Annotated in this window: 13 protein-coding genes; 11 read left to right on the forward strand and 2 right to left on the reverse strand. The window is 63.6% G+C overall.

Annotation, left to right across the window (positions count from 1 at the left end; translation table 11 throughout):
• Positions 1-18 precede the first annotated feature (18 nt).
• The 11 genes from BN69_RS17035 to hypB all read left to right on the forward strand — a co-directional run bounded on the left by BN69_RS17035 (position 19) and on the right by hypB (position 10,139).
• Positions 19-642, forward strand: a complete 624-nt coding sequence (locus BN69_RS17035; protein WP_014892895.1) for a DUF5947 family protein — start codon at positions 19-21, stop codon at positions 640-642.
• Positions 635-1,282 carry a DUF6084 family protein gene (locus BN69_RS17040; protein WP_014892896.1) on the forward strand — a complete coding sequence of 216 codons (648 nt, stop codon included), beginning with the start codon at positions 635-637 and terminating at the stop codon, positions 1,280-1,282. Before BN69_RS17035 ends, BN69_RS17040 begins: the two co-directional genes overlap by 8 nt.
• Entirely contained in the window at positions 1,279-2,637 is a 1,359-nt protein-coding gene (locus tag BN69_RS17045) for a hypothetical protein (protein ID WP_014892897.1), read from the forward strand. Before BN69_RS17040 ends, BN69_RS17045 begins: the two co-directional genes overlap by 4 nt.
• Positions 2,634-3,122 (forward strand): hydrogenase maturation protease, encoded by a 489-nt coding sequence (locus tag BN69_RS17050; protein WP_014892898.1) that lies wholly within the window; start codon positions 2,634-2,636, stop codon positions 3,120-3,122. The genes BN69_RS17045 and BN69_RS17050 overlap by 4 nt, the downstream gene beginning before the upstream one ends.
• Positions 3,123-3,285: 163 nt before the next feature.
• Positions 3,286-5,685: a carbamoyltransferase HypF gene (gene hypF / locus BN69_RS17055; RefSeq protein ID WP_014892899.1), complete on the forward strand. Its 2,400-nt coding sequence runs from the start codon at positions 3,286-3,288 to the stop codon at positions 5,683-5,685.
• The gene (locus tag BN69_RS17060; protein WP_041927024.1) at positions 5,649-5,945 is read left to right on the forward strand and encodes a HypC/HybG/HupF family hydrogenase formation chaperone; all 297 of its coding nucleotides are present in this window, start codon (positions 5,649-5,651) and stop codon (positions 5,943-5,945) included. The genes hypF and BN69_RS17060 overlap by 37 nt, the downstream gene beginning before the upstream one ends.
• A 5-nt stretch (positions 5,946-5,950) precedes the next feature.
• Positions 5,951-6,640: a D-sedoheptulose-7-phosphate isomerase gene (locus BN69_RS17065; RefSeq protein ID WP_014892901.1), complete on the forward strand. Its 690-nt coding sequence runs from the start codon at positions 5,951-5,953 to the stop codon at positions 6,638-6,640.
• The gene (gene hypD / locus BN69_RS17070) at positions 6,637-7,782 is read left to right on the forward strand and encodes a hydrogenase formation protein HypD (RefSeq protein ID WP_014892902.1); all 1,146 of its coding nucleotides are present in this window, start codon (positions 6,637-6,639) and stop codon (positions 7,780-7,782) included. Before BN69_RS17065 ends, hypD begins: the two co-directional genes overlap by 4 nt.
• Positions 7,779-8,846, forward strand: coding sequence for a hydrogenase expression/formation protein HypE (hypE, locus tag BN69_RS17075; protein WP_014892903.1), 1,068 nt, complete (start codon positions 7,779-7,781; stop codon positions 8,844-8,846). Before hypD ends, hypE begins: the two co-directional genes overlap by 4 nt.
• Positions 8,847-8,856: 10 nt before the next feature.
• Entirely contained in the window at positions 8,857-9,195 is a 339-nt protein-coding gene (locus BN69_RS17080; RefSeq protein WP_014892904.1) for a hydrogenase maturation nickel metallochaperone HypA/HybF, read from the forward strand.
• Positions 9,195-10,139, forward strand: a complete 945-nt coding sequence (gene hypB / locus BN69_RS17085; RefSeq protein WP_014892905.1) for a hydrogenase nickel incorporation protein HypB — start codon at positions 9,195-9,197, stop codon at positions 10,137-10,139. The genes BN69_RS17080 and hypB overlap by 1 nt, the downstream gene beginning before the upstream one ends.
• A 23-nt stretch (positions 10,140-10,162) precedes the next feature.
• Here the strand turns inward: hypB and BN69_RS17090 are convergent, their stop codons facing one another.
• Both BN69_RS17090 and BN69_RS17095 read right to left on the reverse strand, forming a co-directional pair.
• Positions 10,163-11,044 carry a transglutaminase family protein gene (locus BN69_RS17090; RefSeq protein WP_014892906.1) on the reverse strand — a complete coding sequence of 294 codons (882 nt, stop codon included), beginning with the start codon at positions 11,042-11,044 and terminating at the stop codon, positions 10,163-10,165.
• The gene (locus BN69_RS17095; protein ID WP_014892907.1) at positions 11,041-13,536 is read right to left on the reverse strand and encodes a circularly permuted type 2 ATP-grasp protein; all 2,496 of its coding nucleotides are present in this window, start codon (positions 13,534-13,536) and stop codon (positions 11,041-11,043) included. The genes BN69_RS17090 and BN69_RS17095 overlap by 4 nt, the downstream gene beginning before the upstream one ends.
• Between the last annotated feature and the right edge of the window lie 3 nt (positions 13,537-13,539).

Below are 13,539 nucleotides of genomic sequence, written 5' to 3' on the forward strand. Positions count from 1 at the left end.
ACAAAGAGGCGCGAGCGCATGGAAAGAATAGAATCGGGAAATTGGGCGTCTCGGCTGCGGCGCTTCGTGCGCGCGAGCGAAGAAGAGCATTGCGAGTTCTGTTCGAAGACGATCGCGTCTCGGCACGCGCATTTGGTCGAACGCGCGACGCGAAAATTCTTTTGCGCTTGTCCCCAATGTGCGTTCCTCTTGGGAGGGGGAGAGCGGTTTGCGGCCTTGCGCTCGCGCGCCGATGCGCTGCGCGACTTCGATCTGAGCGACGACGAATGGGAGGCTTTTCGCATCCCCATCGATCTTGCCTTCGTCTTCCGCAGCACGCCGGCCCAGGGTGCCGTGGCGATCTATCCAGGTCCGGCGGGAGCGATTGAGTCTCCTTTCGCTGCGGATGGCTGGTCGCGACTGATCGCCGCCAATCCGACGCTGGCCGACCTCGATCCCGACGTCGAGGCGCTGCTCGTCAATCGAATGAATGGCGCACGGGAATATTATCTCGTGTCGATTGATCGCTGCTATGCGCTCGTCGGGCTGATCCGAAGGCATTGGCGCGGACTGTCGGGCGGCGCAGAGGTTTGGGAGGCGGTGCGGGACTATTTCGGGACGCTGCGAGACGACGTCGAGACGAAGGACCGGGTTCATGGTTGATCTCGACTTTCGCATTGAAGACGTCAAAGTCGAGAAATATTCGGCGGCGCCGCTGCTGCTGTTCGCGTTGCATGTCGTAAACAAGACTCCGGATCTTCCCATTCTCAACGTGATGTTGAACTGCCAGATCCGCATCGAGCCGGCGCGGCGGCGCTATGAAGGCGATGAGCACGATCGGCTTTCCGATCTTTTCGGTCAGCCGTCGCGCTGGGGCGAGACCTTGCGGAGTTTCCTTTGGACGCATGCGAGCGTTTCCGTTCCCGCCGTCAATCCCGAGCGCATGGTCGATCTGCCGGCGCCTTGCAGCTATGACTTCAACATCGCCGCGACGAAATATTTTCATGGCCTGGAGCAGGGCGACGTTCCGCTCAATTTTCTGTTCTGCGGCTCGGTTTTTTACCGCGACAGCGACGGTCGGCTGCAAATCGAGCAGGTCGCCTGGAGCAAGGAATGCGCCTATCGGCTGCCCTTAGGCGTATGGCGCGCGATGATGGATCATTATTATCCGCAGAGCATGTGGCTCTGCCTGCATCGGAACGCTTTTGACGATCTGGACCGGTACCGGCGCCGGCAAGGACTTCCGACATTCGAACGCGCCTTGCAGGCGCTACTCGAAGCGAACGCGGCGGAGGCGACATGAAACTCGACTCCATCCGAGCGATCGCGAACGCCGTACTTTACGAGGGCTACATCCTTTACCCCTATCGGCCATCGTCAATAAAAAATCGGCAGCGCTGGACGATCGGCGGCGTCTTTCCGAAGGCGTTCGATCAGCAGGGCGACGCCTCGCGCATGGAGACGCAGGTTCTTTTGCGGGGCGGAGCGCAGGCGGCGTTCAAGGTCCATTTTCGCTTCCTGCAGATCATGACGCGCGAGGTCGGACGGCTGGCGACGCCGGCGCAAGAACTTCCAGAGGAGCGCGAAGCGGCGCTGACGCGGGTTGCGCGCTTCAATGTCGACGGTCGGGAGTTGCTGGCCTGGGAGGAGGCGATCGAACGGGAGGTCGCCTTAGGGCCGCTGCGGCCGGCAGATATTGAAGAGCTAGCGACCGTCTTGCCGTTCCGCTTCGAAGGCGCGCGCGAAATTGAGCCGGTGCGCGGCGCCGACGGCCGCATCGCCGCCGTTCTTATTCGCACGTCGCATGAGATACAGGGCGTGGTTGAGGCGAGGGCGGAGAGGCTGGCGCCCGAATTGTGGAGGCTGACGATCGGAATCGACAACGTCACGGCGCTTGCGGGCGCGGATCGTCAAGAACGCGCGGCGGCGCAGCTTCGCGCCTTTGCGTCAACGCATGCAATCCTCACCGTTCAAGATGGCGCGTTCGTCTCATTGCTTGATCCTCCGGACGATCTGCGGGAGGCTGCGGCCCAGTGCCGAAACGTCGGCGCCTTCCCGGTGCTGGTCGGGGGACAGGACAATAGCGCGATGCTCGCGTCGCCAATTATCCTTTATGATCATCCGGGAATCGCGCCGGAAAGTCCCGGAGATCTGTTCGACGGCACCGAGATCGACGAAATCCTGACGCTTCGCATTCTCGCGATGACCGACGCCGAAAAACGCGAGATGGCGTCAGTCGACGCCCGCGCGCGCGCGCTTCTGGAGCGCACGCATGCGTTAACCGCCGAGGACATGGCGCGGCTTCACGGCGTCATGCGCGATCGCCAGTCGCAGCCCAGCCAGATCGAGCCGCCGCCGATGGGCAGGGATCATGAGAAGCCTCGCCTCGTCTCGCTGCTCGATAGAGGATGCAGTCTATGCGTCGGCGCCCGCGTGCGGCTACGCCCAAAATCGGGCGGCGACATCTTGGATATCGCGCTCAAAGACAAGATCGCCGTGGTCGAGGCGATCGAGCGCGACTTCGAGGACCGCATTCATGTCGCGGTGACCTTGATCGACGATCCGGGCCGGGATCTCGGCGCGGCGGGTTTTCCTGGGCATCGGTTCTTTTTCAGCCAGGAGGAGATCGAGCCGATTGCTTTGGGAGACGGGTCATGACCTCGATCCTCGTCGCTTGCGTCGGCAATATCTTTAACGGCGATGACGCCTTTGGGGTCGAAGTGGCGCGCAGACTTTCGCAAGTCAGGCTCCCGGACGGCGTGCAGGTGATTGATTTCGGCATTCGCGGAATCGATCTCACTTATGCGCTGATGGATGGCTATGACGCCGTCATTCTCGTCGACGCGGCGCAGCGTGGGCAAGCGCCGGGCGTTGTCTCAGTGGTCGAGCCCGACCTCATCGAGGCGGGAGACTCCACACCCGAGGATCTGGCGCTTTCGCCGCATGAGCTCGATCCGGCGACGGTTCTTCGTTTGGCTTCGGCGCTCGGCGAAAGTTGCCGGCGCGTGCTGCTGGTCGCGTGCGAACCGCTGACGCTTAGCGGCGACGAAGGCGTCATGGGTTTGAGCGCGCCGGTCACGGCGGCGGTGGCCGTCGCCGCCGAGACGGTCGAAGAGCTGATCGACGGAATGATGGCGGCGTAACAGGGCGCGATGGCGCGCCATATCGGCAAAGGAGAAACGTCATGAGCGGATGGGAGATTACAGGAATCATTCTGGGGGTCATCATCCTCATATTGCTGGCGATCAACGCGAAGGATCTTTGGCGCTATATCAAAATCAGCAACATGTGAGGCTGGCGGCGATCATGAGTTTTGCGGCGGTAGAGCCATCGCAGGCGCTCGAATTTCGGGTGCGCGGCCGCGTTCAGGGCGTCGGCTTTCGCCCGACCGTCTGGCGCATGGCGCGCGAACTCGGGCTTGCCGGCGAGGTTCTCAACGACGCCGAGGGCGTATTGGTGCGCGTCAGCGGCGACCAGTCGCGGATCGCAGCGCTGCTTCGGCGAATCGAACGGAGCCCGCCGCCGCTGGCGCATATCGACAGCATCGAAAGGCGACACTACAGCGGCCACCTGCCGCTAGATTTCCGTATCGCCGAGAGCGTCGGCGGAGCCGCGCGCACCCAGGTGGCGCCGGATGCGGCGCTCTGCGCTGCTTGCGCAGCGGAGCTGCGCGATCCCCGCCAGCGCCGCTATCGCTATCCGTTCACGAATTGCACGCATTGTGGACCGCGTCTCAGCATTGTGACGGCCATTCCCTACGATCGCGCAACGACCACGATGGCGCCCTTCGCTCTGTGCGCGGCCTGCGAGGCGGAATATCGCAATCCGAATGATCGCCGGTTTCACGCAGAAGCGGTGGCCTGCCCGTCCTGCGGGCCGAACGCAGCGCTTGTTGCCTTCGGGCGAGCGGAGGCGCCGCGCGACCGCGACGCCGATGCGGTCGAAATTGCGGCCCGCCTGATCGCACAAGGCGAGATCATCGCCGTCAAAGGACTCGGCGGCTACCATCTCGCCTGCGACGCGACCAGACCGGAGACTGTCGCGCGGCTGCGGCTGATGAAGCGTCGCGACGCAAAACCCTTCGCGCTGATGGCGCGCGATCTTGACGTCGTGCGATGCTACTGTGCGATCGACCCCGTCGAGGAGCGCGCGCTCACGAGCGTCGAGGCGCCGATCATGCTGCTGCGCGCGACGGGTCCTGAGCGCTTGCCAGAGGCCGTTGCGCCCGGACTCGATACGCTCGGTTTCATGCTGCCGACGACGCCGCTGCATTTGTTGTTGATCGATCGGTTCGAATGCCCGCTCGTGATGACGAGCGGCAACATTTCGGACGAACCCGCCGTCGTCGATGACTCGGAGGCGTACCGACAGCTCGCCGAAATCGCTTCCTTCGCCTTGACGCACCATCGCGGCATCGCCAATCGCGTTGACGACTCGGTCGTGCGGGTGATGGGCGGACGTTCGCGCGTGCTTCGCCGAGCGCGAGGTTACGCTCCGGCGCCGTTGCGCTTGCCGAAAGGCTTCGAAGATGCGCCAGAGCTGCTTGCGATGGGCGGGGAGCTCAAATCGACGTTCTGCCTGGTCAAGGATGGACAAGCGATCCTGTCGCAGCATCAGGGCGACCTCGAAAAAGCGGCGACGATTGATGATTATAAAAAGAACCTCGCCCTCTATCGGAGCCTGTTCGATCACAGGCCTTCGGCGATCGTCATTGATCGGCACCCCGACTATCTCTCGTCGAAACTCGGCTGCGCAGAGGCCGAAAGACGCGGCGCGCTGCTCATCGAGGTTCAACATCATCACGCCCATGTCGCCGCCTGTCTTGCTGAAAACCTTCGTCCGCTTGATGCGCCGGCTGTGCTCGGAATCGTGCTCGACGGCCTCGGGTTGGGCGATGACGGCGCAATATGGGGCGGAGAATTTCTGCTCGCCGACTATCTTGGCTATGAGCGGCTGGCGCGTCTGAAGCCGGTCGCCATGCCTGGCGGCGCACAGGCCGTCCGTGAACCCTGGCGAAACCTTTATGCGCATTTTAAAGCAGCGGGCGAGTTCGACGCGACGCCTTTTGCGCCCGGCGATTGGGGCGCCTTGAACGGCAAGCCGCTTGCCACGATCGACCGGATGATCGCGCAAGGCGTCAATTCGCCGTCAGCCTCTTCTTGTGGACGGCTGTTCGACGCGGTCGCCGCCGCGCTCGGCGTCTGCGCCGATCGTCAGGCATATGAAGGCGAGGCGGCCGCGCGGCTTGAGGCGCTTGCAGCGGCGGCGCCAAAGACGACGCGCGGCTATGCGCTTAGGATTAACGAGTCTGAGCTCATCGACATCGATGCGGCGCCGATGTGGCGCGCAATTCGCGACGATCTGCAGCAGAGCGTTTCGGCGCCGACCATTGCGCGCCGGTTTCACCTTGGTCTGGCTCAGTCAATCACTGAAGTCGCCGTGCGGTTGGCTGCGGCGCGACATTTCTCGACGGTGGCGCTGTCGGGCGGCTGCTTCCAAAATCGCCTGCTGTTCGAAAGCGTGCAGGACAGGCTGCGCGATGCTGGGTTCGTGGTGCTGAGCCACGCCGACACGCCCTCTAACGATGGCGGACTCTCGCTCGGTCAGGCCGCCATCGGCGCCGCGTATCTGATGAGAACCGACATGACAAGAGATGGAAAGGACGGCGCATGTGTCTCGGCATTCCCGGCTGCATCGTCAGCATAGACAATGCCGACGATCTCGTCGCGACCGTCGACGTGAGCGGGGTGCGCCGGCAGATCAACATCAGCTGCGTCGTTGACGAGGCGCATCCTGTCGAGTCCTGCGTCGGCGATTGGGTTCTCGTCCATGTCGGTTTCGCGATGAGCCGCATCAATGAGGCGGAGGCGGCTGAAACGCTCAAATTGCTGCGAGAACTTGGCGAACTTCAAGCCGAGCTTGAGACTATGCGATCGGCGGCCGACGCAATCGCGGCGGAGGAATAGAGAATATGACCGGCAAGAGCGCTTTGGAGGTTCTTTATCCCTTCCTGCATGGCAGGGAGCAGGATCCCGGCGCCGTGGACGCCGGCTTGCTTCATTCGATCGACGAGAAAGCGCGCGAGTCGCGCGAGACCAATGCGACCTTCTTCGCCGAACAGGCGCCGGCGCTGCTCGAAGCGGCGAAGGCGCTTGCCGCCGTTTATCGGCGCGGCGGCCGCATGTTCACCATGGGCAATGGCGGCTCAAGCTGCGACGCCTCGCATGTCGCCGTCGAGTTCCTGCATCCGATCACCGCCGGGCGGCCCGCGCTCGCGGCGATAAATCTGACTGCCGATGTCGCGATGACCTCCGCAGTCGGCAATGACGTCGGCTTCGAGCATATCTTCGTGCGCCAGCTTATCGCTCACGCGCGAGCGGGAGATGGACTCCTCGGCCTCTCCACCAGCGGCAATTCGGCCAATCTGATTGCGGCCTTCGTGAAGGCGAGGGAAATGGGCGTGACGACCATTGGCTTTAGCGGCGGCGACGGCGGCAGAATGGCGTCCGGAATCTGCGATCATTGCCTTGTCGCGCCGACGACGTCGGTCCACCGCATCCAGGAATGTCACGTCGCCGCCTATCACATTCTCTGGGACTTGGTTCACACGCTGCTGGCCGACAATCGCGGCTCGGCCATAAGCAGGGATGTCGCGGCATGAGATATGTGGACGAATTTCGCGATCGCTCCAAGGCGGATGTCTTGGTCAAGGAGATCGAGCGGCTGCTCGCTCGAATTGGACGCGACGAACGTCGGCCGTTGCATATTATGGAAGTTTGCGGCGGGCATACGCATTCGATCTTCCGCTATGGCGTCGAGGGCATGCTGCCCAAATCCATCGAGCTGGTGCATGGACCGGGATGTCCCGTGTGTGTGCTGCCGATGGGTCGCGTCGACGATTGCGTCGCCATCGCCGAACGTCCGCAGGTGATCTTCACGACCTTTGGCGACGCCATGCGCGTGCCGGGTTCGCGAAAGAGCCTGCTGCAGGCGAAGGCCGACGGCTGCGACGTGCGCATGGTCTATTCGCCGATGGACGCGCTGGCGCTCGCGCGTAAAAATCCCACGCGGGAGGTGGTGTTTTTCGGCATCGGCTTCGAGACGACCATGCCGTCGACGGCGTTGACGGTGCTGCAGGCGGACCGTGAAGGGATCAAGAACTTTTCCGTCTTCTGCAATCACATCACCATCGTTCCGACGATCAAGGCGATCCTCGACAGTCCGGATCTGCGTCTCGACGGATTTTTGGGGCCGGGCCATGTCTCCATGGTGATCGGCGATGCGCCTTATGAATTCATCGCGCGCTATTACAGGAAGCCGATGGTGATCGCGGGGTTCGAGCCGCTCGACATTTTGCAGTCGATCTGGATGTTGCTGAAGCAAATCGACGAGGGACGCTGCGAGATCGAAAATCAATATGCGCGCGTCGCGCCGCAGGGCGGCAACGCTGTGGCGCTGAAGGCGGTCGCGCAGGTGTATGAACTACGCGAATTTTTCGAATGGCGCGGACTTGGGTCGATCGACCACTCTGGCGTCAAGGTCCGCGAGGCCTATGCGCGTTTCGACGCGGAGCGCAAATTCGCAGTGCCCAATGCGCGGATCGCCGATCCCAAATCCTGTCAGTGCGGCGAAGTCCTCAAGGGGGTCATTAAACCATGGCAGTGTAAGGTTTTCGGCCGCGCCTGCACGCCGGAGACGCCGCTCGGCGCGCTGATGGTGTCGTCCGAAGGCGCCTGCGCGGCCTATTATCAGTACGGCGGCGCGCGCGGCCGCGACGACGGCGCGGAGGCGAGCGCCGCATGAACATGATCTCCTTCCCCTCACGGCGAGCGCGCGGCAAGGTGCATGTGCCGACGGTCACGCTGGCGCATGGCGGCGGCGGCAAGGCGATGAAGGATTTGATCGACGACGTCTTTGTCGCGGCCTTCGACAATCCGATGCTGGCGCCGCTCGACGATTCTGCGCGGATCGATCTTCTGGATCTTGCGCAATATGGCGACCGGCTGGCTTTTACGACCGACTCATTCGTTGTCGACCCATTGGTCTTTCCCGGCGGCGACATCGGCAAGCTTGCGGTCTGCGGCACGGTGAACGACCTCGCGGTAGGTGGCGCGCTTCCCCTCTATCTCTCTTGCGCCGTCATCATCGAGGAGGGCGTCTCGATCGATTTTCTGCGGCAGATCGCAAGGTCTATGGCGGCGACGGCGCAGGAGGCCGGGGTGAAGATCGTCACCGGCGACACCAAGGTCGTAAACAAGGGCGCCTGCGACCAGATGTTCATCACCACGACCGGCGTTGGCGTCGTCGCTGCAGGCGTCGAGCTTGGCGCGCATCGCGCAAGACTGGGCGATGCGGTGCTCGTCAACGGACTTCTCGGCGATCACGGCGCGGCCATTCTCGGGGCGCGCGGCGATATGGCGTTGCAGTCGCCGATCGAAAGCGACTGCGCGCCGCTGCAGGGCCTTATCGCAAGCCTGCTCGATGCGGCGCCGAACACGAGGTTCATGCGCGATCCGACGCGGGGAGGAGTCGCAACCGTGCTCAATGAAATCGCCGAAGCCGCCCAGATTGCCATCGACATTGACGAGGCCGTCACGCCGCTTCGCGATGAGGTGCGCGGTTTTTGTGAAATTCTCGGCCTCGATCCGCTTTATCTCGCCAATGAAGGCAAGATTGTCGCGATTGTCCCGCCCGACGAGGCCGAACCGGCGGTTGAGGCCATGCGGGCGCATCCGCTGGGCCGACAGGCGGCCGTCATCGGCAGCGTCGTCGCGGGCGAGCCGGGTCGCGTCACCATGCGCACGATTTTCGGCGGCCGCCGCATCGTCGACATGCTGGTCGGCGAGCAATTGCCGCGCATCTGCTAAAGGAGCCGACGTGCACGAACTCTCGATCGTTTGCAGCATCGTCGAATTGGCGGCTGAAGCCGCCGAGGGCCGCAGCGTGCGCCGCGTAACGATCGAGATCGGCGCATTGTCGGGGGTCGAGCCGCAAGCTCTCGCCTTCTGTTTTCCGGAAGTCGCCCGCGGCACGTCGCTCGAAAACGCGACGCTGGACATAAGGGAAGTCGACGCAAAGGCGCGCTGCGATGTTTGCGGGACAGAATTTCCCACGCCCGACATTCTCTCGGCGTGTCCATGCGGCTCTCGCCAGTTTCAGCGTCTGCGCGGCGAAGAGCTGAACATCAAAAGCATCGAAGTCGAAGAGGCTGCATAATGTGCACGAGCTGCGGCTGCCAAGGGCAGGGGACCACGATGACCAATCTGCAGACCGGCGCGCGCGCGGAGATCGCGGCGGGGCCGGAGCATGAGGGCGTCGCCCATTCGCATGGGGGCAGCCACGTTCATTCACATGGCGAGCATGATCACGCGCATGATGAGCATCATCATGGACATCATCATCACGGGGATGACCATGCGCACGGTCATGATCACAGCCATGCGCATGCGCACGATCACGGCGATCACGATCATGCTCACGAGGATTCTCACCGACGCCTCGAACTCGAAACGCGCATTCTCGCGAAGAACGACGCGATCGCCGCCAAATGCCGGGCATGGCTCGCGGGCCGTGAGATCGTGGCGCTCAATCTCGTGAGCTCGCCCGGCGCCGGCAAGACGACGCTGCTGGAGCGCGCCATCGCGGACCTCTCAGGCGAACTCCCGCTGTTCGTCATCGAGGGCGATCAGGCGACGGCGAATGACGGCGAACGCATTCGCGCCGCGGGCGCGCCGGTGGTTCAGGTCAACACCGGGACCGGCTGCCATCTCGATGCGGAGATGATCGCGCGCGTTCTTTCCGAACTCAAGCCGAGCGTCGGATCGCTCGTCTTCATCGAGAACGTCGGCAATCTCGTCTGTCCGGCGCTCTTCGACCTTGGCGAGCACGCCAAGGCGGTGATCTTTTCGACGACGGAAGGCGAAGACAAGCCGCTCAAATACCCGCATATGTTCGGCGCCGCGAAGCTCGTCATCTTCAACAAGATCGACCTTCTGCCGCATCTCGATTTCTCGCTGGTGCAGGCGAGGGAGAACGTCCTTCGCGTCAACCCGGATGTTGAGATCGTCGAAGTCTCGGCGAAGACCGGCGCGGGCATGCAGACGCTTTACGCCTGGGTTCGCGCACAGATGAGCGCGGTAAAGGAACAGGCGCTTGTGTAAAGACAGCGGCAAAGGAATTCCTCCTAAATCGCCGCTTCCTTCACGTCGACGCTGACATCCAGATCTTGATCGCCGGCGCCGACAATCACGCCGTCGATCGGCGAAACGTCCGCATAGTCGCGTCCGATGGCGATGGCGATATGGTCATTGCCGACAACAATGGCGTTCGTCGGATCAAGGTCGAAGAAGCCCAGTTCCGGCCCGCACCACACCGAAACCCACGCATGGGTCGAATCGGCGCCTTCCAGCCGCGCCTGGCCTGGGGCCGCGTAGGTTCGAAGATAGCCGCTGACATAGGACGCCGCCAATCCGAGCCCGCGCAAAGCCGCGATCATGATATGCGCGAAATCCTGGCAGACGCCGCGACGGCGTTCGAACGCCTGCGCGATCGGCGTCGCGATATGCGTCGCTTCCGGATCGTAGGCGAAGTCCGCGTGTATGCGCTGCGTCAGTTCAATAGCGCCTTCGAGGATCGGCCGCCCCGGCGAAAAGCTCTCGCGCGCATAATGCGTCGCCGCGTCGAACAGCGGCGCAAAGCGGCTTGCATAAATGTAATGGGCGGGAGAGGAGGCGGCGAGCGATTCGGACGCACAGGCGGCGTTCCTCACGATTTCCCATGCCGGCGTCAGCGCCGGCGCAGGCGGCGGCGCCCGCTCGACCGCGACGCGCGCCGCAAGGGCGATCTGCAGCCTCATGTGAGGCTTGAGGATGCGCGCTTCGCAGACTCGGTTTCCGTGAAAGTCGATCCTCTCGGTGAGGATTTCGGCCGATGGCGACAGCTCAATTCGCTGTGACAGGAGCGTTTGGCCACGATCGTTGCGCGGGATCAGGCGCATCGCGCAGCGCGCCGACGCGACCGGCGCGTCATATCTATAGATCGTGCGGTGAGCGATATCGTAGATCACGCGATCCGCGACGGCTGAGAGTTCGCGGCGCCGTCGGCGTCATGGGTGAAATAGCGCTCGGCGATTTTATCGCCGAGAGACATCAGGCGTTGCTCGAATGCGAGAATCGTGGAGCCGTCCAAGCGGCGCGCATCTTCCGACTCGAGCTCGGCGCGCAGCCTGACGGAGAGTCGCCGCGGCGGCTCCATGACGCCATCGTCGCGCAGAGTCGGCAGCGCCGCGAGATGTTCGTCGATGCGCATCGTCTGGAAAAGGACGGATCGCGGATTGAACGGATCGAGCATGGCCATGTCGAGAACAGGCGCCAGCGCGGCGCCGGCGATGTAGCGGGAGCGATAGGTGATCTGCGAATCGAGCAGATCGAGCAAGGCGTCCAGCGTTTCGACGGTCGCGTCCTCGCCGGCGAACTGCCGGGCGAAGCGGCATGTTCCGATGGCGCGTTCGATTCTGCGGCCGAGATCGATAAAGCTCCAGCCGGCGACGCGGTTGAAATTTTCGTCGATCAGTCCGGACAATGCCGCCAGCGTATGAAGCGAACGCTCCACGAGCTCCAGCGCCTCGGGCTCTGTTATCGCGCCGGCGCCGGCGCGCGTCAGACGCGTTTCGATGCGTCCGATGAGTTGCCAGACATCTTGGGACAAACGCTCGCGCACGATCGAGGCCGCGCGTCTCGCATGGCGCGCGACAGAGAGCGCTGAACCGTAATTGTCGGCGCCGGACGTCGCCGCCCATGCGATCTGCGTCGGGTCCATGTCCGGCATGTCTTCGGGCGCGGCGCCCCAGGCGATCAGCAGTCGCGCAAGCCGTTCGATCGACTGGCGCACTTGCAGATCAATGTGCTGAAGCTCGCCCAGCCGCGCCCCGAGCGAGCGCACGACGCGCAATGTCGCTTCCGCGCGCTCAAGATAGCGTCCCATCCAGAAAAGATTATCGGCGGCGCGGCTCGGCAGATTGCCGAGTGCGCGTACGATCGGCGGATTCTCGTCGGACGGCAACAGCGTCGACCATTCGATCGGACGGCTCATCAACACCCAGACGTCGCTCGATTGCGCGCCGGCGTCCATCGACACGGCGCGCGCGTCGAGCCGGTTGGAGATGCGGCAAAAGCCGCCCGGCATTACCGTCCAACCGTCAGCCGTCGCGGCGGCGTAGACGCGTAAGGCGAAGGGTCTCGGCGTCGGCCGGCCGTCGGCCCAAGCTGGCGTCGTGGAGAGCTTGACCGGTTCCTGAGCGACATAGTCGACGCCGCGCTGATGGATGGCGTCGATCAACCGCGCGCGCTCCTTGCTGGAGAGCGCATGGCCGAGCGCCTCACGACCTTCGCCAAATCCCGGAAGCCTGTCGCTGAACGCCCCGCTGATCGCATAGTCGCTCAAGGCCTCGACGATCTGATTGCGTTCGCTTTCATGTCCGCACCACCACGTCGCGACATTGGGAAGTTTGAGGCCCTCGCCGAGCAGGCGTTGCGACAGCTCCGGCAGGAAGCTCATCAGCGCGCGCGATTCGATGAGCCCGGCGCCAGGCATATTCGCGACGACAACCGCGCCGCGACGGATGGCGTCGAACATGCCGGCGACGCCCAGACGCGACGCGGCGTTCTGCTCCAGCGGATCGCACCAGTCGGCGTCGACGCGACGCCAGATGACGTCGGCGCGTTTCAGGCCGGCGATGGTGCGCACATGCAGCTTGCCGTCGCTCGCGACGAGATCTTCGCCTTCGACGAGCGTAAGGCCGAGATAGCGGGCGAGATGCACCTGTTCGGAATAGGTCTCGCTCCAAGGGCCAGGCGTCAGCAGGCAGATGCGCGGATCGGCACGCTGCGCGGCGCCGGAAATGCTCGCACGGAAATCCCGGAAAAACGGCGCGAGGCGACCGACGTTCATGTCTCGATAGAGACTCGGCAGAGCGCGCGACAGGATCATCCGATTTTCTAAGGCGTAACCCGCTCCCGAAGGCGCCTGCGCGCGATCGCCGAGCACCCGCCAGGCGCCATCGGGCCCGCGCCCGATATCGGCGGCGTAAAAGCGAAGCCAGCGTCCGCCGGGCGGCGTCGCTCCGCACATCGGCCGGATGAAGTCGGACGACCCGGTGACGGCCGCAGCCGGCAGGAGGCCCTCAGCGACAAGCCGCGCCTCGCCGTAGACGTCATGCAGGATCTGATCGAGAAGCTCGGCGCGCTGCGCCACGCCCGCTGCAATATCGCGCCACTCTGATTCCGGGATCAGAAGCGGCAAACGCCCCAGCGGCCAGCTGCGTTCCTTGGCCTCTCCGTGAACCCGGTAGGAAATCCCCATATCGTCGATGCGGCGGCCGGCCGCGGCGAAGCGTTGCTCAAGGCCGATATCGCCGAACGCGGCGAGCGATTCGAGGAATTGGAGCCAGTGCGCGCGCGGCCGTCCCTCTGGGTCAAGGAGTTCGTCCGGCGCGTCGCGCATCGGCGCATATTGAGCGATCCAGGCGGCGACGCGCTGCGACGCCTTGTCCGTTTCCATCGG

This window comes from Methylocystis sp. SC2, from assembly GCF_000304315.1.
GTDB lineage: Bacteria > Pseudomonadota > Alphaproteobacteria > Rhizobiales > Beijerinckiaceae > Methylocystis.

Excerpts from the sequence above, each read along its gene's own strand:
- hypB (WP_014892905.1), top strand. The coding sequence starts at position 9,195 with ATGTGCACGAGCTGCGGCTGCCAAGGGCAGGGGACCACGATGACCAAT.
- BN69_RS17065 (WP_014892901.1), top strand. The coding sequence starts at position 5,951 with ATGACCGGCAAGAGCGCTTTGGAGGTTCTTTATCCCTTCCTGCATGGC.
- BN69_RS17045 (WP_014892897.1), top strand. The coding sequence starts at position 1,279 with ATGAAACTCGACTCCATCCGAGCGATCGCGAACGCCGTACTTTACGAG.
- BN69_RS17095 (WP_014892907.1), bottom strand. The coding sequence starts at position 13,536 with ATGGAAACGGACAAGGCGTCGCAGCGCGTCGCCGCCTGGATCGCTCAA.
- hypF (WP_014892899.1), top strand. The coding sequence starts at position 3,286 with ATGAGTTTTGCGGCGGTAGAGCCATCGCAGGCGCTCGAATTTCGGGTG.
- BN69_RS17035 (WP_014892895.1), top strand. The coding sequence starts at position 19 with ATGGAAAGAATAGAATCGGGAAATTGGGCGTCTCGGCTGCGGCGCTTC.
- hypE (WP_014892903.1), top strand. The coding sequence starts at position 7,779 with ATGAACATGATCTCCTTCCCCTCACGGCGAGCGCGCGGCAAGGTGCAT.
- hypD (WP_014892902.1), top strand. The coding sequence starts at position 6,637 with ATGAGATATGTGGACGAATTTCGCGATCGCTCCAAGGCGGATGTCTTG.
- BN69_RS17040 (WP_014892896.1), top strand. The coding sequence starts at position 635 with ATGGTTGATCTCGACTTTCGCATTGAAGACGTCAAAGTCGAGAAATAT.
- BN69_RS17060 (WP_041927024.1), top strand. The coding sequence starts at position 5,649 with ATGTGTCTCGGCATTCCCGGCTGCATCGTCAGCATAGACAATGCCGAC.
- BN69_RS17050 (WP_014892898.1), top strand. The coding sequence starts at position 2,634 with ATGACCTCGATCCTCGTCGCTTGCGTCGGCAATATCTTTAACGGCGAT.